The following is a 20,564-nucleotide window of genomic DNA, read 5'->3' as shown; positions in this document are numbered from 1 at the left end:
ATGAGCCTGTTCTCTGCCGTCGAAATGGCGCCGCGCGACCCAATCCTGGGCCTCAACGAAGCATTCAACGCTGACCCTCGTACCACCAAGGTCAACCTGGGCGTCGGTGTTTACACCACCGAAGAAGGGCGCATCCCGCTGCTCCGTGCAGTGGCCGAAGCGGAAACCATCCTGACCGCAGCCCATGCGCCACGTGGCTACCTGCCGATCGAAGGCATTGCCGCCTATGACCAAGCCGTGCAAACCATGCTGTTCGGCAAGGGCTCGCCACTGCTTGAACAAGGCCGCGTGATCACCACCCAGGCCATTGGCGGTACCGGTGCGCTGAAAGTCGGTGCCGACTTCCTCAAGCGCTTGCTGCCTGACGCCACCGTCGCCATCAGCGACCCAAGCTGGGAAAACCACCGCGCGCTGTTTGAGTCCGCCGGTTTCCCGGTGCGCAACTACCGCTATTACGATGCCTTCAGCAACGGCGTTAACCGCGGTGGCCTGCTCGAAGACCTGAAAAACCTGCCTGTGCGCTCCATCGTCGTGCTGCATGCCTGCTGCCATAACCCGACCGGTGTCGACCTGACCCTGGACGACTGGAAAGCCGTGCTGGAGATCCTCCGCGAGCGCGAGCACGTACCCTTCCTCGACATTGCCTATCAAGGTTTTGGCGATGGCATTGAGCAAGACGCCGAAGCTGTGCGCCTGTTTGCTGAGTCCGACCTGACCTTCTTCGTCTCCAGCTCGTTCTCCAAGTCGTTCTCCCTGTATGGCGAACGCGTGGGCGCGCTGTCCATCGTGACCGGCTCGCAAGAAGAAACCGGGCGCGTGCTGTCACAGGTCAAGCGCGTCATCCGCACCAACTACTCCAACCCGCCTACTCACGGCGCCAGCGTAGTGGCCACTGTGCTCAACAGCCCAGAATTGCGCGCCATGTGGGAAGCCGAGCTGGGTGAAATGCGCGAGCGTATTCGCGGCATGCGCATGGCCATGGTCGAGCAGCTAGCGGCGCTAGGCGCTAAACGCGACTTCAGCTTTGTGGCACAACAGCGCGGCATGTTCTCTTACTCCGGCCTAACGACCGAACAAGTCGAGCGTCTGCGCAACGAGTTTGGCATCTACGCTGTAGGCACCGGACGCATCTGTGTGGCTGCACTCAACCAGCGCAATCTGCCTGCCGTGACCCAAGCCATCGCCGCCGTCCTATAAATTCAAAGGGGAAGTCATCAAGGGCTTGACTTCCCCTTTTGAATCAGTAGGATACGCGCCATCGTTCCGCGATAGCTCAGTCGGTAGAGCAAATGACTGTTAATCATTGGGTCCCTGGTTCGAGTCCAGGTCGCGGAGCCAGTTGTTCATCGGGGTATAGCGCAGTCCGGTAGCGCGCCTGCTTTGGGAGCAGGATGTCGGGAGTTCGAATCCCCCTACCCCGACCATTTTTGGGTCGCGATACAAACTGAAAGCGCCATTGGTATTTAACCAATGGCTCATAGGTTTAAATCAAGCACCACGCAGCATTTCAAGCTCGCTTGAAAAAAAAACCCGCCTAGTGCGGGTTTTTTATTGCTTGCCATCCACGGATAACCATCCCTCAGGCCGTCGCCAGGCTACGTTGAAAACTGTTGTTGATTGGCCCGCCAATGACGGCATCGGCAGCCAACCGAACCAATTACCAAAAGCTATTAAATCCATTCATACACAACATTTCTCCAATCAACCCTGAGCAACTAGGCTAGACCTCAATAAAGAGTAATTCTCAATTGAGGTGCAGCATGCTTAAGACTCTAACCTTCACCCTGATGCACTTTTGCATTGCCTTCGCCGTAACTTACGCCCTGACCGGCAGCATCGCCGCCAGCGGTCTGGTGGCCGCCATCGAGCCGCTGTGCAACTCAGTGGGCTTCTACTTCCACGAGAAAGTCTGGCAGCGCATTGAAGGCCGTTCAGTGGCGAACGATGCACGGCCGAAACATGCCTGGTTGCATCACCAAGCCTGAGTGATTAATGCCGGCATAAAACAACTGAGCCACGCACAAAAACAGCCCGCCAAGTGCAGGGGCAATCCGCTACTATGCGCGGCTCAGCCACCACACGCGCCCGCTCATGCCCGCCACTTCCCGCTTTCCTGCAGCGCCTTACCTGTTTGCCTGCCTCCTCGGTCTGCTAGCACTTTTCGGCCTGTGGTTTGGCATTGGCCAATCGCTTGAGTTGGCCGATGCCGCGACCCCGACGCACAAGCTGCAATGTGCGTCCTACACGCCGTTCGACAAAGATCAGTCGCCCTTCGATCAGCCCATCCAATTGCGCCCCGAGCGCATGGACGCAGACCTGGCAATACTGGCCAAGCGCTTTGAGTGCCTGCGCACCTACTCGGTGACCGGCCTGGAAGACTTGCCGAATATGGCGCGCAAGCATGGCTTGAAATTGATCGTCGGCGCCTGGGTCAGCCGCAACCCCGCCGACACCGCCGTTGAAATCGCCAACCTGGTCAAAGTCGCCAACGCACACCCGGATGTTGTCCAGGCGGTGATCGTCGGTAACGAGGCCTTGCTGCGCAAGGAAGTCACACCCGAACAACTGGTGGCGCTGATTGAGCAGGTCAAGGCACAGATCAAGCAACCCGTGACCTACGCCGATGTCTGGGAGTTCTGGCTCAAGCACCCGCAAGTCGCACCGGCGGTGGACCTCATCACCATCCACTTGCTGCCCTACTGGGAAGACAACCCCGCGGGCATCGAAACCGCCCTGCATGAAGTCGCCGAGGTGCGTCAGACGTTTGGTAAAGCCTATGCGCCGAAGGACATTCTGATCGGCGAAACCGGCTGGCCCAGTGAAGGCCGTCAGCGCGAAACCGCCGTACCGAGCCGGGTCAACCAGGCGAAATTCATTCGCGGCTTCGTCGCCATGGCCGAACAAAACGGCTGGCACTACAACCTGATCGAAGCCTTCGACCAACCGTGGAAACGCATCAGCGAAGGCGCCGTGGGCGGTTACTGGGGCCTGTACGACGCCGACCGGCAGGACAAATCGATCCTCGCCGGGCCCGTTTCCAATCTGCCGCACTGGCCGGCCTGGTTGGCGCTGAGCCTGGGCCTGTTTGCCACCACGCTGCTGCTTGCCGGCCGCCCACACTCACCCCGCGCTGCACTGCTGTTACCGCTGCTAGCGGCGCTGGGCGCGGCCTGTATCGGGTTGTTTGCTGAGTTAGCGCTAGTGACCAGTCGCTACCTCGGCGAATGGCTCTGGGCCGCCGCACTGATCGTGCTGAACCTGCTGGTACTGAGCCACGCAGCGCTGTTGCTGGGTCGCCATGATGGCTGGCGCGCTCGCCTGCTCCATTGGCTGCACAGCCGTGGCGCACTTTGGCTGGCGCTGAGCGGCTTTGCCGGCGCGGTGATGATGCTGGCGCTCGTGGTGGATGCTCGCTACCGCAGCCTCCCCAGCGCCGCACTCTTGCTGCCGGCACTGGTCTATCTATTCCGGCCGGTGGCCGGTTATCGCCGCGAAGTAGCCCTGCTGGCCCTGCTGATCGGCGCGGGCATTGCACCGCAGTTGTATCAGGAAACCCTGAGCAACTGGCAAGCCCTGGGTTGGGCCATGACTTGCGCGTTGCTGGTCGCCGCGCTCTGGCGCAGCCTGCGGGCCAAACCACAAACCGCCTGATCAGGCGGTTTGTGGCGCGCGCACCCAGCGCAGTAGCGCCAGCACCACTGCAAATACCGCAAGGCTCGCGCTGTACAGCACCAGCGCCGGCAGAGCGAGCAGCAATGCAGGCACTGCCAGGCGCTTCCCCCAGGCACCTGGCAGCACAAATGCCAACACGGCACACACCAACGAAGCCCAGGCCAATACCCCGAAGTGGATCAACCAGCCAAGGCTTGCGCGCACCTGGCAAGCCAACTGCTGCGGGGCATCGACGCATAGACCGACCCACTGCGCGCCTTCCATCAACTGATAACGCAGCGCAACGCTCAGCGCCAAACACAGCGCGGCCGCGATCAACAGAGCCGTACTGGACAGGTAACGGGACATAAGCAAACCAGGCAGATAAGAAGGGCGCGTAGGATAAGCTGAGGCGGCAGCGATAACACGCTCAAGATCGCCTATTTAAGGTCGCTGCGGCTAAAATCCAGCCATGCTTATACGCCGCCTAATACTGCTCACCGCCAGCCTACTCGGCCTTTGGATGCTGTGGGTCATTCTGCTGCCCACGCCCAGCAACCTGCCAGCAAGCACATCAGTGAGCAACGGCAGCTGGCGCGTGGCCGAATACACCGTCAGCGCCCTGCAAAGCTTCCAGCTGGAAGCACGCATTCTGGCCCGCGAAGACTATTACCTCGACCGTGGTGCCAAGCTGTCGCCGACCGACCTGGCGCTTGGCTGGGGGCCGATGGCCGACCCCGAGGTCGTGCGCCATATCAGTATCAGTCAGCGCAACCGCTGGTACTTTTGGCGCGCTGAGCAACTGCCCATTGCGCGCCGTCAAATCGAGACGCACAGCGCCAACATGCACCTGATCCCCGCCACCCCCGAAGTGGCCAAAACCCTGGCACAGCTCAAAGAGGGCCAGCAGATTCGCCTGGCGGGCCAACTGGTGCGCGTTGATGGTGACGACGGTTATCGCTGGGTCAGCTCGCTCAGCCGTGAGGACACCGGCGACGGTGCTTGCGAACTGATCTGGGTCGAACAGCTGGCTGTACTACCCTAATCATCCCGGCGCTCAACAAAGCGGCGCCTAGCTGAGGATGAGGCGTCTATAACTAAACGGCACTTGGTCGGGCTTATGTGGTCAAATCGATCCGCATTGCACTGCGACACCAGCAACAGCCCTCGCTCTCAAGAGATTTAGCCATGCCGTATTTCCTTCGCCTGCTTGCCCTTCTCGGCTGCCTGGCTCTGGTCACTAGCGCCAGCGCCGCCGACATCGACGCTGACAGCTATGGCTACCCCATCAGCAACGCCTTTGAAGCCACCCTGGTAACAACCCCGCCAGAACTACGCCCAAAGCTGCCGACAGATGCCGATATCAACCAGCGTGATTACCAGATCAAACTGCGCCCGGGGCGTGAATTTGAGCTGCCGGACAACTTCTGGCCCGTCACCAAAATGCGCTACCGCTTGGCCAAGCAACGTGGCGAGGCGCCACTGATCTTTATCATCGCCGGCACCGGCGCGCATTACGCCAGCAGCACCCCGGAGTACCTGAAGAAGCTGTTCTATGGCGCCGGTTATCACGTAGTGCAACTGTCATCACCCACCAGCTATGACTTTATGTCCTCAGCCTCGCGCTTTGCCACACCGGGTATTACCCGTGACGATGCCGACGATCTGTACCGCGCCATGCAGGCGGTTCGCGCTCAGCATCCGCGGCTGAAAGTCAGCGCGTTTCACCTCACCGGCTACAGCCTGGGCGCCTTGCAGGCGGCGTTTGTCAGCGAACTGGATGAAACCCGTCGCAGCTTCAACTTCAAGCGCGTTTTGCTACTCAACCCGCCGGTCAACCTCTACACCTCGGTGACCAACCTCGACCGCATGGTGCAAACCAAGGTTAAAGGGATCGACAGCAGCACCACCTTCTACGAATTGGTACTGGGCAAGCTGACCCACTATTTCCAGGACAAGGGCTACGTCGATATCAACGACGCCCTGCTCTATGACTTCCAGAACTCCAAGGAGAAACTCAGCGACGAGCAGATGGCCATGCTGATCGGTGCGGCGTTTCGCTTCTCCTCCGCCGACATTGCCTTTACCTCAGACCTGATCAACCGCCGCGGCCTGATCACCCCGATCAACTATCCAATCACCGAAAATACCAGCCTGAGCCCGTTCTTCAAGAATGCGCTGAAGTGTGACTTTGATTGCTACCTGACCGAACAGGTGATCCCGATGTGGCGGGCCCGCTACGACGGCGGCAGCCTGGCGCAACTGATCGACCAGGTCAGCCTGTATGCCGTGGCTGACTACCTGAAAAACAGCAGCAAAATTGCCGTCATGCATAACGCCGATGACGTCATTCTCGGCCCTGGCGACCTGGGCTTTCTACGCCGCACAATGGGCGAACGCCTGACTGTTTATCCGCTGGGTGGCCATTGCGGCAACCTCAACTACCGCGTCAACAGCGACGCCATGCTGGAGTTTTTCCGTGGCTAAGCCTATTTCCCTTGCCGTGTGTTTTAGCCTGCTGCTGGGCAGCAACCTGGCCTGCGCAGAGCACACGACCGACGACGACGGCTTCAAGCAGCCGATGCAGCACCTGCAATTTAACCCAGGCCTGGACCAGCGTGAGTTCGAGCGCTCAACCTGCGGATTCCACGCCATTCGGACACTCAGCCCACGCTGATCCGGACACCTGTTCCACGATCATTCGGACAGGCAGTCGGAGCGCAGCGACGCAGGGGTTGCATTGTTAGTCTGAGGCGCCCGGCGCCGTCAATTTCTTCACCCGCTTTCTCATCGACTCGCCCTTGAGGTTGATCCGGTAGGCGTTGTGCACCAGGCGGTCGAGGATGGCATCGGCCAGGGTTGGATCGCCGATCAGTTCGTGCCAGTTGTCCACGGGCATTTGGCTGGTCACGAGGGTCGAGCGCTGGCCGTAGCGGTCGTCCAGTAGCTCCAGCATGTCGCGGCGCTGTTCGGCGGTGAACGGGGCCAGGCCCCAGTCATCAAGGATCAGCAGGTCGGTCTTGGCATAGCCGCTCATCAGCTTGGCGAAGCGCCCGTCGCCATGGGCTAGGCCCAACTCTTCCAACAGGCGCGGCAAGCGCAGGTAACGCACGCTGTAACCCTCTCGGCAGGCCTGGTGTGCCAGGGCGCAGGCCAGCCAGGTTTTACCCACGCCGGTGGGCCCGTTGATGATCAGGTTGAGTCCGTCGCGTAACCACTGACCGCTGCTCAGCTGGAGGATCAGCGCCTTGTCGAGTCCGCGCGGGCTGCGGTAGTCGATGTCTTCGAGGCAGGCGTTGTGCTTGAGCCGGGCCTGACGCAGGCGGCTGCTGAGGCGCTTGTCGTCGCGTTCGGTCAGTTCGCGGTCGACCAGCAGGCCGAGGCGTTCCACGAAGCTCAGGCTGTCGATGTCGGGGGTTTTCAGTTGCTCGGCGAGTGCCTTGAGCATGCCGGTCAGGCGCAGGGTCTGGAGCTTGTCCAGGGTCGGATGGGGCAGCATGGTGGGATTCCTTGTGTTCAGTGGTAGTAGCCGGGGCCGCGCAGATTGGCGTGGTCGTCCGGCAGCAGGGGCAGGTTGGCTTGAGCCAACGGCAGGCTTTCCAAACCCTGGCGCAGGATCGATTCGAGGCTCTTGTAGCTGCACGCACCGAGGCTGAGGGCGCGACGGCAGGCCAACTCCAAGCGCACTTCGCCATGGGTCTTGCCCAGGCGCAGGATGCCCAGGCAGGCCCGGTAGCCTTGGGTTGGGTGGATGCGCCGTTCGAGGATGTGGCTGATCACGCCGGCCGTGTTCGGCCCGGTCTGCTCAGCCCAGCGGATCAGCCGTTGTGGCGTCCACTCGGCGTGCTCGCGATGGCTCTTGGGCATGTGCTCGGCCTGTGTGCTGTGCCGGCCCTTGTGCGGTGAGCGAAGGTGGCTGGCCACCCGCTGATTGGCGTGGAAGCACTCCACCGTGCGCGCTGTCAGGCGTACTTCCAGTTGTTTCTTCACCAGTTGGTACGGCACCGAGTAGTAGTGCCCATCAACCTCGACGTGGTAGTCGATGTGCACACGCGCCTTCTTCCACTCGGCATACACGTAGGGTTGCTCCGGCAGCGGCCGCAGCACCGGACGATCCAGGGCTTCGAAGGCCGAGTGCCGGGAGCCCGGCAGCTTGCGAAACGGTCGTCGGTTGAGGCGCTCCAGCAATAAGGCGATGGCGCTGTTGAGTTCGTCCAAGGAGAAGAACTGGCGGTTCCTCAGCGCGGCGAGGATCCAGCGCTCGACCACCTGCACGCCGACCTCGGCCTTAGCCTTGTCGCGCGGCTTACGCGCCCGCGCCGGCACCACCGCCACTCCATAGTGCTCGGCCAGATCGCGGTAGCTCGGGTTGATGTCCGGCTCGTAGCGATGGCTCTTACTCACCGCGCTGCGCAGGTTGTCCGGCACCACGATCTCCGGCACGCCCCCGAGGAAGGCGAAGCAGCGGGTATGCGAGCCCAGCCAGTCCGGCAGCTGCTGCGACCAGGTGGCTTCGGCGAAGGTGTAGCTGGAGGCGCCGAGCACCGCGACGAACACCTGCGCCTGGCGGATCTCGCCGCTGTGCCGGTCGATCACCGGCACCGTCTGCCCGGCGTAGTCGACGAACAACTTCTCGCCGACACGATGTTCCTGGCGCATCACCACGTCCAGCTTGCCCTGCCAGGCCCGGTAGTGCTCGCAGAACCAGCTGTACTGAAAACCCTGCGGCTGGCTCAGGCGATACTCCTGCCAGAGCAGCGCCAGGGTCACGCCGGGGCGACGCAGCTCGGCGTGCACCCAAGACCAATCAGGCAGTGGCCGCTGCTCACTGGGCACCGCAGGGGCCAGTGGGAACAGTTGCTGTTCCAGTTCGGAATCGGACAACGAGCAGGGCCAGGCTAGACCGCTGGCGGCAAAGCGACAGAGGTAATCACCGGCACTGCTGTGGCCTATGCCCAGACTGCGGGAGATCTTACGGACAGACAGCCCGCAATCGAACTTGAGGCGCAACACCTCACGGATTTTACGCATGGACAAACGCTCCACGACGACCTCTCTGCTTCGAAAAAGAGGTCGATGGTAGTGAATAAATCCTGCGTAGCTGCCTGCCTGGAAAGTGTCCGGATGGCCGTGGAATCGGTGTCCGGATGCTCGTGGAATGAGTGTCCGGATCAGCGTGGAATCACTGTCCGGATGTGCGTGGAATGGGTGTCCGAGTCAGCGTGGAATCCGCACTCAACCCTCAGCGCATTGAATGTCTATGACCCATTAGAGTCGTGGAACCGCCGCGTTTACCACTTCAACTACCGCTTCGATGAATGGGTATTTCTGCCGATTGTCGATGGTTACCGCTACATCACGCCCACGCTGGTGCAAACCGGCGTCAGCAACTTCTTCAGTAACCTGGGTGATGTACCCAACCTGCTCAACAGTGCGCTGCAGTTCAAAGGCAAACGCACCCTGCAAACCACCGCACGCCTGCTGTTCAACACCACCATTGGTGTCGCCGGCCTGTGGGACCCGGCCACGCTGATGGGCCTGCCCAAGCAGAAAGAAGACTTTGGCCAGACCCTCGGCTATTACGGCACCCCAGCGGGGCCTTACCTGATTCTGCCGCTACTGGGCCCGTCCAACCTGCGCGATACCGGCGGTTTGGTTGCTGACTTTGCAGCGAAAAGCCAAGTTAACTGGCTGAATGTTGCCGAAGTCAGCACTAACCATCCGGAAATCACGCTACTGGAGGTTGTAGACCAACGCTCAACGGTGAACTTCCGCTACGGCCAGCTCAACTCGCCATTTGAGTACGAGAAAATTCGCTTCTTCTATCACGAGTCGCGCAAGCTGCAGATTGCCGAGTAGCTTGACCCAAGGGCCGCCCCCAGGTTTTAACCTGATGCGGCCTAGCACTACTGGAGAACAAGGCTCATGCGCGTCGCCCAACTGGCCAAAGCCGCGGCAGTCAGCAGCGAGACTGTACGCCACTACACCGACCTTGGCCTGCTCAGGCCCACACGCAACCCGGATAACCGCTACCAGCAGTATTCCAATGCGGATCTGCAACGCCTGCGTTTTATCGCCCGCGCCCGCCGCCTGGGTTTTAGCCTGAAAGACACACAACAAATCATCAGCAGCGCCGATAACGGCCACGCACCGTGTGCCGAGGTGCGCGACTTACTCCGCGAACGGTTAACTGCCTTGCAGATGCATATCGAGGAATGCCAACGCCTGGCGCTGGTGATGCAGAACGCCTTCAACGACTGGGCCGACAAGGACGACTGCGCCCCTGACAGCCAGGCCATCTGCCGTTTGATCGAAGAGTTCGAGCCGCAGATCGAGCGCCGCCCAGCGACGCCCTGCCCCGCCCACTAGCGGCGCTTAGAGCCTGTTTACGATCTCGCGAGCTAGAGCCCTGCAAGCGCTACGTTTGTAACAGCCTCCGGCTGGTCAAAACAGGCGAGAAACGAGCGCAGCGAAGTAACAGCTTACGGCTGGCCGTAGGGCGAGCGCAGCGAATCAAGCGGAGTTTACGAGCTGTAAATGAGCATTCCGAGACGCCGCGTCCGAGCCTGATTTAACGCAGCAGGGCCGACGCGCAGCAGATCGTAGATAGGCTCTTACTGCGCGTAGTGGCGAGACAACCCTGGCGGCACACCACTGCTGTCAGTCGGTAACCAGGGGCCTTGGGGATTACTGGCCCAACTCCAGCCAGCACTCCAGCGGTAATAGGTGCGCTCACGGTAGTACAGGTGAGAAGCCCCGCCGACCACATACACCCCCAGCCGCGCATCCCACTGACTCGCCACCCCGGGTGGCGGGGCAAAGCGTGGGTGGTTGCTGCTGCCACTCGGGTTTGTCACCGGCGGTGTGCTGAGCGGCGCCTGCGCGCAGGCGCCGAGGCCCAGCACGCTGACAAGTACAACGCCACGCCATAGCGGACTCATGGCGTTTTACTGTCCGCGCTATCGATTAGCAGTTGTTGTGGCTCAGTGGTTTTGCTGGCCAGCGGCAGGCTGCTGCCGACCCACTCACCGGCCGTGGCATTGCCACTGCGAGAAATACGCGCCACCAGTTGCACCTGCTCGAAGCCAGAGATCTTCAACTGCGGCATCATCGCGTCGCTGTCCGACAAGCGCACTTCAGCGGGCAGGTCAGCTACGGTCAAACGCTTGACCGCCAGCGGCATCGGCGGCCCGGAAACCGCGCGGGCGAAGATAAACACCGCATCGCCAGGTTGCACCTTGGCCTGCAAATCGTCGGCGAGCGCCACCTGTACAGTTAGGCCAGGGCTGGCAGCAACTGCTGCCTCTTCAACGGGCTCACCGAGCTGCTCGCGGGCGCGGTCAATCCCCCCCTGAATCGCCATGCGCGAAGGATCTTCGGCGGGCAACACCGCGACCAGCTGCTGCCAGTGGCCAATCGCCTGCTTGAACTGCCCGCTCTCATAGGCGGCAATACCCAACAGGCCCAGGCTGGTGACTTCCGCAGGATCAGCTTTAAGCGCCTCGTCGGTCAGTGCCTGCAACTGCGGCGTCCATTGTTTGCCACCGGCAAAATACAGCGCCTGCGCCCATTGCCCGAGCAGCTCAGGCGCCCGACCGGCTACTTCAATGGCACGTTCAAAAGCGTGGGCAGCATCAGCCGCACGCTCCTGAGCCATGTAGGTGCGACCCAGGAAGTACCAGCTTTCAGCTGACTTGGGATCACTTTTTACTGCAGCTTCCAAGCGTGCAGTCATTTCCTCGATGGTCTTCGGCTGATCGGCAAAGGTACGGGCACGCTCGACATCATCGATAGCCCCCCAATGCTGATACAGGCCATACCCCAGCACGGGCATCAGCAAGGCAAACACCAGTGGGACTTTAATGCCCAGTGTGCGCTGCGGCGGCAGCGCCTGCGCACCTTCGGTATCAGCCAGCAACTCACGGGCCGCCTCATCACGGCCAGCGGCAAGCTGCTCAGCATTCAACGCCCCAGCGGCATTCTGGGCCTGCAAGTCCTGCAAGCGCTCTTGGTACAGGGTGACGTTGAGGGCGGTGCGGTCTTCTTCAGCCTGGAGCTTGCGCCCACGCAGCACGGGAATCAGTACAAATGCCAGGGCTGTCAGCAACAGCAGGCCGGCGCATAACCAAAATTCAATCATCAGTCTTTTTATCCACAGGCGGTTGATTGGCGGGCTGCTGGCTGAGCAACGTCGCCAGACGCTGCTGCTCGTCCGCAGACAGGCCGTTGGCGACACCACCCGACTTACTACGACGACGCAACAGGATGACCCCAAGCAAAGCGAAACCACCGATCAGCAGACCGGCCGGGCCGTACCACAGCAACAGGGTGCGCGCGGTTACCGGCGGTTTGTAGAGCACGAAATCGCCATAGCGGCTGACCAGATAATCGATGATCTGCTGGTTGCTCTGACCCTCCTCCAACATGCGGAAGATCTGCGCACGCAAGTCCATGGCAATCGGTGCATCGGAGTCGGCGATGTTCTGGTTCTGGCACTTAGGGCAACGCAACTCTTGCACCAGATTGCGATAACGCTGGCGTTCGCCCTCGTTCGCAAATTCATAGGTATCAATAGCCGCCTGGGCAGTGCCTAGCAGGGCCAGACCCAGCACGGCGGCGGTGAGTAAACGCCTCATGGCTGGGCCTCATCGACCAATTCTTGATAAAGCGGCGCCAGCTGCTCACGCCAAACGCGCTCATCGATCACGCCGACAAATTTGTGGCGGATGATGCCGGCCTTGTCGATCAGGAACGTCTCAGGCGCGCCATACACGCCTAGGTCCAGCCCCAAGGTGCCGCGGGCATCGTTGATATTCAGCTGATAGGGGTCATGGAACTCCACCAACCACTTTTGCGCGGCGGCATTGTCGTCCTTGTAGTTGACCCCATAAATGTTCACGCCCAGCTTGGCCAACTTGTTCAGCACCGGGTGTTCGACCCGGCAAGCCACACACCAAGTAGCCCAGACATTGACCAGCGCAGGCTTGCCCTTGAAATCAGCCTCGCTGAGCAACTTACCGTCCTGCACCGCCGGCAGAGAGAACGCCGGCAGTGGCTTGCCAATCAGCGCCGATGGCAGCTCCGACGGGTCGAGGAACAGGCCACGGTAGAGAAACACCGCCACACCGAGAAAAAGCGCCAGGGGCAACAGCAGCAACAAACGCTTCATGCCTGCGCCCCTGCCATGCCTAAGGCTTCACGCACGCGGGTGCGCACCTTCATCCGATAGCGTTTATCGGATGCTGAAAGGAAGCCACCAAAGCCCATCAGCAGCGCGCCAAACCAGATCCAGCGCACGAACGGCTTGATGTGCACTCGCACCGCCCAGGCGCCGTTCTCCAACGGTTCACCCAGGGCGACGAACAGATCGCGGGTAATCCCGGCGTCGATCCCGGCTTCGGTCATGACCGATTGCTGCACGGTGTACAGGCGCTTCTCCGGGTGCAGCACGGCAATCTGCTTGCCGTCTTCAAGGATGCGCACAGTGCCTTTGTCCGAGGTGAAGTTCGGCCCTTCAAAGTGCTCGGCACCTTCGAAGGTGAACTGATAACCGCCAACCTCCACCGACTCACCCGGCGCCATGCGCATATCGCGCTCGAAACTGCCGACACTGGTCAGCACCACGCCCAACGCACAGATCGCCATACCCAGGTGCGCCGTCTGCATGCCCCAATAACTGCGGGTCAGGCTCGGTAAACCTTTGAGCAGGCCCTTGTGCCGGGTCTTCTCAAGAATGTCGCGCACACCGGCCAACACCACCCAGGCAGCCAGCAGGCAGACCCCGAGCACCGCCCAGTTAAAGTCCCCTACCAGGAAGGTGGCGATAACCGCCAGCACCACGCTGCCGATCAGTACCGGCGCGAGCATGCTCAGCAACCATTTAAGCGGCGTGTCTTTCCAGCGCACCAGCACACCGACCGCAATCATCGCCATCAACAGGCCCATCAACGGCACAAACAGCGCGTTGAAGTACGGCGGGCCAACCGACAACTTGGCGCCGGTCATGGCGTCGAGTACCAACGGGTACAGGGTGCCGAGCAGAATCATCGCCGCGGCCACCACCAGAATCAGGTTATTCACCAGCAGCAGGGTTTCCCGCGACCACAGGGCGAAGCCGACCTGGCTCTTGACCACCGGCGCACGGATTGCAAACAGCGCCAGCGAGCTGCCCACCACGATCAACAGGAACCCCAGGATAAACACGCCGCGCTCAGGATCGCTGGCGAACGCATGCACCGAGGTCAGCACCCCGGAACGCACCAGGAAGGTCCCCAGCAGACTCAGGGAGAAGGCGGCAATCGCCAGCAGTACGGTCCAGCTCTTGAACACGCCGCGCTTTTCCGTCACGGCCAGGGAGTGAATCAGCGCGGTACCAACCAACCAGGGCATAAAGGAGGCGTTTTCCACCGGGTCCCAGAACCACCAGCCACCCCAGCCAAGCTCGTAGTAGGCCCACCAGGAGCCCAGAGCGATACCGATGCCGAGGAAGGCCCAGGCGACGATGGTCCACGGCCGCGACCAGCGCGCCCAGGCCGCATCCAGTTTGCCGCCGAGCAAGGCGGCGATGGCGAAAGCGAAGGCGACGGAGAAGCCGACATAGCCCATGTAGAGCATCGGGGGGTGCACGATCAGTCCAAAATCCTGCAACAGCGGATTGAGATCACGGCCATTAGCCGGCGTATCAAACAGCAGACGCGCGAAGGGATTGGAGGTGACGATCAAAAACAGCAGAAAGCCAATGCTGATGATGCCCATGACCCCGAGCACACGCGCGAGCATTTCTTCCGGCAGCTGGCGCGAGAAGATCGACACAGCAAAGGTCCAGCCGGCGAGAATCAAGCCCCAGAGCAACAGCGAGCCTTCGTGGGCACCCCACACGGCGCTGAATTTGTAATACCAGGGCAGTGCGCTGTTGGAGTTATTGGCCACGTAGGCGACGGTATAGTCGTCGACCATAAAGGCGTAGGTCAGGCAGATAAAGGAAAACAGCAGGAAGGCAAACTGGCCCCAGGCGGCCGGTGCCGCCAGACTCATCCACTGACGGTCACCCCGCCAGGCGCCAATCATTGGTAATGTCGCCTGCACCAGCGCCATGCACAGCGCCAGAATCATTGCCAAATGGCCGAGTTCGGGGATCATTGCGCAGCCTCCAGTCGGGACGCCTGCTTGGCCGCTTGGGCCGCGTCATGTTTTTGCTTCATGCCGCTTTGCTCCAACGCCTGCATGACTTCCGGCGGCATGTAGTTTTCATCGTGCTTGGCCAGCACTTCATCGGCAATCAACATATTGCTGGCGTCGAGCTTGCCCATGGCGACAATGCCCTGCCCCTCACGGAACAGGTCCGGCAGGATGCCGCTGTAGCGGATAGTCACGCGCTTGGCGCCGTCGGTCACCACAAAATCAGTTTCCAGCGAATCGCTGGAGCGCGTCACGGAGCCCTCTTCGACCAGGCCACCGGCACGAATCCGGGTGTCCTGCGGGGCGTCACCATTGGCAATTTGCGTAGGTGTGTAGAACAGGTTGATGTTCTGCTGCAATGCGCTCAGGGCCAGAGCCACGGCGATGCCTACACCAGCGATGATCGCCAGAACGATAAACAGGCGTTTCTTGCGCAGCGGGTTCACTTCGACTCCTCCCGGCGCAAACGACGCGCCTCGTCTTGCAGATAACGTCGACGTGCCAGGATTGGCAGCGCCACATTCAACCCCAGCACAACCAGGCTGATGGCATAACAGGACCAGACATATGGCCCATGGGTCCCCATGGCGAGAAACTCGCTAAAGCTGGAAAAACTCATAGGCCGTTCTCCACCTGCGCCTTCACTTCGGCCTTGGCCCAACTGCTGCGCGCCTCGCGCTTGAGCACCTCCAAACGCATACGCATCAGCAGCACCGCGCCAAAGAAGCAGTAGAAGCCCAGCACCATGATCAGCAGCGGCATCCACATTTCAAACGGCATGCTTGGTTTTTCCACCACGCTGAAGGTGGCGGGCTGATGCAGGGTATTCCACCACTCCACCGAGTATTTGATGATCGGGATATTCACCACGCCGACAATCGACAGCACCGCACAGGCCTTGGCGGCGCTGTCACGGTTGGTGATGGCGTTGCCCAGGGCGATCACACCGAAATACAGAAACAGCAGAATCAGCATCGAGGTCAGGCGTGCGTCCCAGACCCAGTAGGTGCCCCAAGTGGGCTTGCCCCATACCGCGCCAGTCACCAGGGCAATAAAGGTGATCCAGGCACCAATGGGCGCCGCCTGCTGCAGCGCGACATCGGCCAACTTCATTTTCCACACCAGGCCAACGGTGCCGGCGACTGCCAGCATCACGTAGATGGACTGAGCCAGAAAGGCCGCGGGGACATGGATATAAATGATGCGAAAACTGTTGCCTTGCTGGTAATCCGGCGGCGCAAAGGCCAGGCCCCATACCAACCCAACCAGCAGCAGTAAGACGGCGGCAACGGCCAGCCAGGGAAGCCAGCGGCTGCTGATTTCATAAAACCATTTGGGTGAGCCGAGCTTGTGAAACCACGTCCAGTTCATCAGGTTACTCATCAGTGCTAGGGCTGATCGCGGTGCAGGTAGGCACCTGCGGCGGCCGGCCATTCAGGCTTAGTTGTCTACTCAGCGACACTGATCGTTAGACCAGCGGCGATGGCAAAAGGTGTCAAGGTCACCGCCAATGCGGTGAGGCTGGCCAACCACAATAAGTGGCCGACCGCCGGCAATCCTTGCAGGCTGGCTTGTAACGCACCGCTGCCGAGAATCAGCACCGGGATGTACAACGGCAAAATCAACAAAGCGAGCAGTAGGCCGCCACGTTTAAGGCCCACAGTCAGCGCTGCACCGACGGCGCCCAGCAAGCTCAACACCGGGGTGCCCAGCAACAGGGAAATCAGCAATACCGGTAAACAGCGCTCAGGTAACCCCAGCATCAAGGCCAACAACGGTGCCAACAGCACCAACGCCAACCCAGAAAACAACCAGTGTGCCAGTACCTTGGCCAAAACCAGAAGAGCCAGGGGGTGCGGCGAAAGGACCCACTGCTCTAGCGAACCGTCCTCGAAATCACTGCGAAACAGCCCGTCCAGCGAGAGCAGCACGGCCAATAGGGCCGCCACCCACACCAGCCCGGGCGAAAGGCTTTGTAACAACTGCGTCTGCGGCCCCACTGCCAGAGGAAACAGGGCAATCACAATGGCGAAGAACACCAGCGGGTTGGCCAGCTCGGCGGGACGACGAAACAGCAAGCGCGCTTCGCGGGCCAGCAGCAGAGTAAAAACATTGCTCATGATGTGCGCAGCCCCAAATCAAGCTCGCGATAACCGGCCGGTTTAACGCGTAACTCGTGATGCGTGGTCAGCACCACCAAGCCGCCTTGCTGACAATGCGCGGCCAGATGGTCTTCCAACTGTGCCACTGCGGCTTTATCCAGCGCGGTGAAGGGCTCATCCAGCACCCACAGCTTCGGCCCAGGCAGATACAACCGCGCCAATGCCACACGTCGCTGCTGGCCGGCGGACAGGGTATGACAGGGCACATCTTCAAAACCGCGCAATCCCACCGCATCTAGTGCCTGCCAGATAGCGTCGCGTTCCGCCGGCTGATGCAGCGCACACAGCCAACCGAGGTTCTCTTCGGCCGTTAGCAAGCCCTTGATACCGGCAGCATGGCCAATCCACAACAGGTTGCGCGCCAACTCGGCACGCTGCGCCGTCAACGGACGACCATTCAGGCGGATCTCGCCGGCAGTTGGTTGCATCAGACCCGCCAACAAGCGCAGCAGGCTGGTCTTGCCGCTGCCGTTAGGCCCGGCAACCTGCAACATCTCACCGGGAACCAGACGCACCTCCAGCTGCTCGAACAGCATGCGCCAGTCTCGCTCACAGGCGAGCGCCACGGCTTCGAGAAGGGGACTGGTCAAGGCATCTGTACCTAAAGTGGATGGCAAAAGCGGCTCAAGTCGGCAGCGTCTTGGCCGCTATACTGACGCAAGTGAAACACGCAGCCGGCCCTGACGGGGCGCGATTATACATGCCATACCCCGCCTCCCGCAGCGGGCATTTTCGACAGGTTGTAACCCACCAATGAGCGAAATCAGCAGTCCACGGCCCATGCCGCCGACGCCCCCCAGTAGCCGCCCCAATGCCGTAGCGGCTGACCAAGCGGTGAAGCTGCTGCAACCCCTGCAAGGCTTACTGCTCAGCGGAGAAACTGCCAAGGCCGAAGTTATCGCCTTGAAAGAAGTGGCACAGAGCTTTCAGTTGCTGCTCAAGCTGACGCTGGAGAATGGCCGGCAAACCACCCTCGAAGCCAGCAGTTCAAGGCCTATCGCCCAGGGCACCTCACTGGCGGTGACCGCCTTGTCGGAAACCCGCCTGGCCTTAGCCGTACTGGCCGGGGGCAATAAACCGCTCACCAGCCTGGACCTCGAACAACTACCCGTCGGCACTCTGCTGCAAGGCAAGGTGGTCGCCCGCGAGCAACTGCTGCAGGGCCGCACGCAAGAGGTGGTCTACAAAGTCGTGGTCAACCTGCTCAACACGCAGCTGGCCGGCAGCAAGCTATCACTGGAGACTCCGCTGGCGCTGCCCGTGGGCAGCCTGCTCAGCGCACAAGTGCAGGGTAACCAGTCGTTAAGCTTTCTCCCCTTGAGCGGCCGCCTGGATCAACTCGCGCTGAGCCAGCAATTGGCCTCACAAAGCAACCGCCAAGGTTCATTAGAAGGGCTGTTCAGCGCCCTACAAGGCCTGCGCGGCAACGCCGAGATGAGCGAAGGCCTGCGCACCAGCATCGACAAGCTCTTCGGCACCCTGCCCGACGCCGCTCAGCTGAGCACCCCTAAAGGGCTGGCCGCCGCCCTGGAGAACAGCGGTATTTTGCTCGAGAGCAAACTATTGGGCGGCCAGGGCCAAGCACTGCCGACCGACCTCAAGGCCAACCTGCTGCGCTTGATTACCCAACTATTGCCCAACCTATCAACCGGTACCCCCTTGGCCGCCGTCAATGCCAGCTCAGCAATGGCCCAGGCTATGCCGGCTCTGGCCCGTGACCTGCTTGGCAGCCTGGGCAAGGCCAGCACTCGCCAGCAAGCACTGAACTTCCCCCTGCCCTCGCGCCTGCTGCAATCCATGGAAGGTGAGGCTGACCTGGAGGCACTGCTAAAGCTCGCTGCAGCGGCCATCTCGCGCCTGCAAACTCACCAGCTCTCCAGCCTGGCGCAGAGTCAGGTCGGACCGGAAGGCAACCTTCTCACCACTTGGCAGCTGGAACTGCCGATGCGTAACCAGCAGGAACTGGTACCGCTGCAGGTAAAAATCCAACGCGACGAAAGCAACCCACAAGATAAACCCGAGAAAAAAGAAACCCTGTGGAAAGTTGAGCTGGCATTCGATATTGACCCACTGGGGCCCCTGCAGATCCAGGCGCAACTGGCCCACGGCCGCCTGACCAGCCAGCTGTGGGCCGAGCGCAGCAGCACCGTCAGCCTGATTGACGCGGAACTGGACAACCTGCGCCAACGCCTTAATGCCGCAGGCGTTCAGGTAGGTGAACTGGCGTGCAACCAGGGCACACCGCCGCGTGGTCCACGCACAACCTTGGAACAACGCTGGGTGGATGAAACCGCATGAAGAAGACCGCGCCACGCCAAGCCATCGCCCTCACCTACGACGGCCAAAATGCCCCCGTGCTCAGCGCCAAAGGCGATGACGAACTGGCCGAAGCAATCCTGGCGATTGCCCGAGAATATGAAGTCCCGATCTACGAAAATGCTGAACTGGTACGCCTGCTCGCGCGCCTGGAGCTCGGTGATGTAATCCCGGAGCAGCTGTATCGCTGCATCGCGGAAATCATCGCCTTTGCCTGGTACTTAAAGGGTAAAGCACCGGCTGGTAGTAGGCGCGACACGGATATCACGCCGCCGCTGCGCCTATTGGAAGGCCCAGCACACTAAGTAACAGCTGATCAAAAAAGGAAGGGGTAATCAGGAACGCTGCCGTTTGGCCTGCTGCATTTTGCTGACCAACTCAGCCTCAGCCTTACTCAGGCCGCAGGACTGAGTAAGGTCATCCACGCTGGCGCCCATGCCAGCTAGCCGCGCCGCCTGGGTAAACGACAGGCTACTGGGGTCACGCTGCTCGATCTGACTGAGTTTGTCCGGCAGCGGCGCGACGACGCGACGCAGCTCTTGTAACTCCTCGCCCATCTGCACACTGCCCGCGAGGTAGGCATCGAGACGCCGACTGAGCTCTTTGAACCGCCGGTCACGCGCAGCGTCACGCTCCCCTTGCAGCTTGACGGCGTCGCGCAGCTGCCGTGCAAGCCAAATGCATGCACCAACTAGCCCCAGGCAAACCAGGGCTAGGACGATAAGCAGCGCGACAAGCATGAGCTAGATACTCTCCAGCTCGGACCACTCTTCTTCGCTCATCATCTTGTCCAGCTCAACCAGAATCAGCAGCTCGCCGTTCTTGTTGCATACGCCCTGGATAAATTTGGCGGATTCATCATTACCAACGTTTGGCGCAGTTTCCACTTCAGATTGGCGCAGGTAAACCACCTCAGCCACGCTGTCGACCAATATACCGACGACCTGCTTGTCAGCCTCGATAATCACGATACGGGTGTTATCGGTCACCTCTGTGGAGTCCAAGCCAAAACGCTGACGCGTGTCGATGACGGTGACCACATTACCGCGCAGATTGATGATGCCCAGCACATAGCTCGGAGCACCCGGCACAGGGGCAATTTCGGTATAGCGCAGGACTTCCTGCACTTGCATCACATTGATGCCATAGGTTTCGTTATCCAGGCGGAACGTCACCCACTGCAGAATTGGATCTTCAGAACCTTGTGCCGAACTTTTCTTCATGTCCCTAACCTCGTCATGAACCGCTCACGGCGGC

At 60.7% G+C, this 20,564-nt stretch carries 25 protein-coding genes and 2 tRNA genes; 12 read left to right on the top strand and 15 right to left on the bottom strand.

The genetic code is table 11. From position 1 onward, the window contains the following. From ACEPAJ_RS07710 to ACEPAJ_RS07690, 5 genes are all read left to right on the top strand, one after another. On the top strand, positions 1–1,197 hold the full coding sequence (locus ACEPAJ_RS07710; RefSeq protein WP_274087888.1) for an amino acid aminotransferase: 1,197 nt from the start codon (positions 1–3) through the stop codon (positions 1,195–1,197). Between the two features lie 65 nt (positions 1,198–1,262). Beyond that, positions 1,263–1,338, top strand: a tRNA-Asn gene (locus ACEPAJ_RS07705). Positions 1,339–1,347: 9 nt separating this feature from the next. Beyond that, positions 1,348–1,424 (top strand) — tRNA-Pro (locus ACEPAJ_RS07700). A 336-nt stretch (positions 1,425–1,760) separates the two neighbouring features. After that, complete coding sequence (locus tag ACEPAJ_RS07695; RefSeq protein ID WP_274087887.1) at positions 1,761–1,985, top strand: DUF2061 domain-containing protein; 225 nt, start codon at positions 1,761–1,763, stop codon at positions 1,983–1,985. 106 nt (positions 1,986–2,091) lie between these two features. Beyond that, complete coding sequence (locus ACEPAJ_RS07690) at positions 2,092–3,651, top strand: beta (1-6) glucans synthase (protein WP_425914384.1); 1,560 nt, start codon at positions 2,092–2,094, stop codon at positions 3,649–3,651. Here the strand turns inward: ACEPAJ_RS07690 and ACEPAJ_RS07685 are convergent, their stop codons facing one another. Continuing rightward, positions 3,652–4,020: a hypothetical protein gene (locus ACEPAJ_RS07685; RefSeq protein WP_274087885.1), complete on the bottom strand. Its 369-nt coding sequence runs from the start codon at positions 4,018–4,020 to the stop codon at positions 3,652–3,654. It abuts the gene before it with no gap. Positions 4,021–4,123: 103 nt separating this feature from the next. Between ACEPAJ_RS07685 and ACEPAJ_RS07680 the strand changes: the two genes are divergently transcribed. From ACEPAJ_RS07680 to ACEPAJ_RS07670, 3 genes are all read left to right on the top strand, one after another. Then, entirely contained in the window at positions 4,124–4,696 is a 573-nt protein-coding gene (locus ACEPAJ_RS07680) for a hypothetical protein (RefSeq protein ID WP_274087884.1), read from the top strand. A gap of 143 nt (positions 4,697–4,839) precedes the next feature. Beyond that, complete coding sequence (locus tag ACEPAJ_RS07675) at positions 4,840–6,138, top strand: serine/threonine protein kinase (protein ID WP_425914383.1); 1,299 nt, start codon at positions 4,840–4,842, stop codon at positions 6,136–6,138. Next, positions 6,131–6,328, top strand: coding sequence for a hypothetical protein (locus ACEPAJ_RS07670; RefSeq protein WP_425914382.1), 198 nt, complete (start codon positions 6,131–6,133; stop codon positions 6,326–6,328). Before ACEPAJ_RS07675 ends, ACEPAJ_RS07670 begins: the two co-directional genes overlap by 8 nt. Positions 6,329–6,394: 66 nt before the next feature. On the opposite strand, the gene istB is transcribed toward ACEPAJ_RS07670, so the two are convergent. Both istB and istA read right to left on the bottom strand, forming a co-directional pair. Then, positions 6,395–7,150: an IS21-like element helper ATPase IstB gene (istB, locus tag ACEPAJ_RS07665; RefSeq protein WP_038408850.1), complete on the bottom strand. Its 756-nt coding sequence runs from the start codon at positions 7,148–7,150 to the stop codon at positions 6,395–6,397. A 17-nt stretch (positions 7,151–7,167) separates the two neighbouring features. Next, positions 7,168–8,682 (bottom strand): IS21 family transposase, encoded by a 1,515-nt coding sequence (istA, locus tag ACEPAJ_RS07660; protein WP_263097333.1) that lies wholly within the window; start codon positions 8,680–8,682, stop codon positions 7,168–7,170. A gap of 93 nt (positions 8,683–8,775) precedes the next feature. Here istA and ACEPAJ_RS07655 point away from each other — a divergent pair, with 93 nt between their 5' ends. Both ACEPAJ_RS07655 and ACEPAJ_RS07650 read left to right on the top strand, forming a co-directional pair. Further along, positions 8,776–9,510: an MlaA family lipoprotein gene (locus ACEPAJ_RS07655; RefSeq protein ID WP_425914381.1), complete on the top strand. Its 735-nt coding sequence runs from the start codon at positions 8,776–8,778 to the stop codon at positions 9,508–9,510. Between the two features lie 66 nt (positions 9,511–9,576). Further along, complete coding sequence (locus tag ACEPAJ_RS07650) at positions 9,577–10,020, top strand: MerR family transcriptional regulator (protein WP_425914380.1); 444 nt, start codon at positions 9,577–9,579, stop codon at positions 10,018–10,020. A gap of 245 nt (positions 10,021–10,265) precedes the next feature. Here ACEPAJ_RS07650 and ACEPAJ_RS07645 read toward each other — a convergent pair whose 3' ends face one another. The 10 genes from ACEPAJ_RS07645 to ccmA all read right to left on the bottom strand — a co-directional run bounded on the left by ACEPAJ_RS07645 (position 10,266) and on the right by ccmA (position 17,581). After that, the gene (locus tag ACEPAJ_RS07645) at positions 10,266–10,592 is read right to left on the bottom strand and encodes a hypothetical protein (protein WP_425914379.1); all 327 of its coding nucleotides are present in this window, start codon (positions 10,590–10,592) and stop codon (positions 10,266–10,268) included. Continuing rightward, positions 10,589–11,791: a c-type cytochrome biogenesis protein CcmI gene (gene ccmI / locus ACEPAJ_RS07640; protein WP_425914378.1), complete on the bottom strand. Its 1,203-nt coding sequence runs from the start codon at positions 11,789–11,791 to the stop codon at positions 10,589–10,591. The genes ACEPAJ_RS07645 and ccmI overlap by 4 nt, the downstream gene beginning before the upstream one ends. Next, complete coding sequence (locus ACEPAJ_RS07635; RefSeq protein ID WP_425914377.1) at positions 11,784–12,287, bottom strand: cytochrome c-type biogenesis protein; 504 nt, start codon at positions 12,285–12,287, stop codon at positions 11,784–11,786. Before ACEPAJ_RS07635 ends, ccmI begins: the two co-directional genes overlap by 8 nt. Beyond that, on the bottom strand, positions 12,284–12,820 hold the full coding sequence (locus ACEPAJ_RS07630; RefSeq protein WP_425914376.1) for a DsbE family thiol:disulfide interchange protein: 537 nt from the start codon (positions 12,818–12,820) through the stop codon (positions 12,284–12,286). The genes ACEPAJ_RS07635 and ACEPAJ_RS07630 overlap by 4 nt, the downstream gene beginning before the upstream one ends. Next, positions 12,817–14,790 carry a heme lyase CcmF/NrfE family subunit gene (locus ACEPAJ_RS07625; RefSeq protein WP_425914375.1) on the bottom strand — a complete coding sequence of 658 codons (1,974 nt, stop codon included), beginning with the start codon at positions 14,788–14,790 and terminating at the stop codon, positions 12,817–12,819. Before ACEPAJ_RS07625 ends, ACEPAJ_RS07630 begins: the two co-directional genes overlap by 4 nt. Continuing rightward, on the bottom strand, positions 14,787–15,275 hold the full coding sequence (gene ccmE / locus ACEPAJ_RS07620) for a cytochrome c maturation protein CcmE (protein ID WP_425914374.1): 489 nt from the start codon (positions 15,273–15,275) through the stop codon (positions 14,787–14,789). The genes ACEPAJ_RS07625 and ccmE overlap by 4 nt, the downstream gene beginning before the upstream one ends. Then, the gene (ccmD, locus tag ACEPAJ_RS07615; RefSeq protein ID WP_425914373.1) at positions 15,272–15,448 is read right to left on the bottom strand and encodes a heme exporter protein CcmD; all 177 of its coding nucleotides are present in this window, start codon (positions 15,446–15,448) and stop codon (positions 15,272–15,274) included. The genes ccmE and ccmD overlap by 4 nt, the downstream gene beginning before the upstream one ends. Beyond that, positions 15,445–16,203 carry a heme ABC transporter permease gene (locus tag ACEPAJ_RS07610; protein ID WP_425917966.1) on the bottom strand — a complete coding sequence of 253 codons (759 nt, stop codon included), beginning with the start codon at positions 16,201–16,203 and terminating at the stop codon, positions 15,445–15,447. Before ACEPAJ_RS07610 ends, ccmD begins: the two co-directional genes overlap by 4 nt. 74 nt (positions 16,204–16,277) lie before the next feature. Continuing rightward, on the bottom strand, positions 16,278–16,949 hold the full coding sequence (gene ccmB / locus ACEPAJ_RS07605) for a heme exporter protein CcmB (RefSeq protein WP_136666296.1): 672 nt from the start codon (positions 16,947–16,949) through the stop codon (positions 16,278–16,280). Continuing rightward, a complete protein-coding gene (gene ccmA / locus ACEPAJ_RS07600; protein WP_425914372.1) occupies positions 16,946–17,581 on the bottom strand; it encodes a cytochrome c biogenesis heme-transporting ATPase CcmA in 636 nt (211 codons plus the stop codon). The genes ccmB and ccmA overlap by 4 nt, the downstream gene beginning before the upstream one ends. Before the next feature lie 163 nt (positions 17,582–17,744). Between ccmA and ACEPAJ_RS07595 the strand changes: the two genes are divergently transcribed. Both ACEPAJ_RS07595 and ACEPAJ_RS07590 read left to right on the top strand, forming a co-directional pair. Beyond that, complete coding sequence (locus ACEPAJ_RS07595) at positions 17,745–19,289, top strand: flagellar hook-length control protein FliK (protein ID WP_425914371.1); 1,545 nt, start codon at positions 17,745–17,747, stop codon at positions 19,287–19,289. Beyond that, a complete protein-coding gene (locus ACEPAJ_RS07590; RefSeq protein WP_425914370.1) occupies positions 19,286–19,612 on the top strand; it encodes an EscU/YscU/HrcU family type III secretion system export apparatus switch protein in 327 nt (108 codons plus the stop codon). The genes ACEPAJ_RS07595 and ACEPAJ_RS07590 overlap by 4 nt, the downstream gene beginning before the upstream one ends. 30 nt (positions 19,613–19,642) lie before the next feature. Here the strand turns inward: ACEPAJ_RS07590 and ACEPAJ_RS07585 are convergent, their stop codons facing one another. Further along, positions 19,643–20,047 (bottom strand): DUF2802 domain-containing protein, encoded by a 405-nt coding sequence (locus ACEPAJ_RS07585; protein ID WP_425914369.1) that lies wholly within the window; start codon positions 20,045–20,047, stop codon positions 19,643–19,645. A gap of 3 nt (positions 20,048–20,050) precedes the next feature. Continuing rightward, on the bottom strand, positions 20,051–20,530 hold the full coding sequence (locus ACEPAJ_RS07580) for a chemotaxis protein CheW (protein ID WP_274087870.1): 480 nt from the start codon (positions 20,528–20,530) through the stop codon (positions 20,051–20,053). Positions 20,531–20,564: the final 34 nt, after the last annotated feature.

The sequence above is a fragment of the Pseudomonas sp. GWSMS-1 genome (genome assembly GCF_049847425.1).
GTDB lineage: Bacteria > Pseudomonadota > Gammaproteobacteria > Pseudomonadales > Pseudomonadaceae > Aquipseudomonas.
The sequence above is the reverse complement of the archived record's forward strand: the minus strand, read 5'-3'. Positions and strand labels throughout refer to the sequence as shown.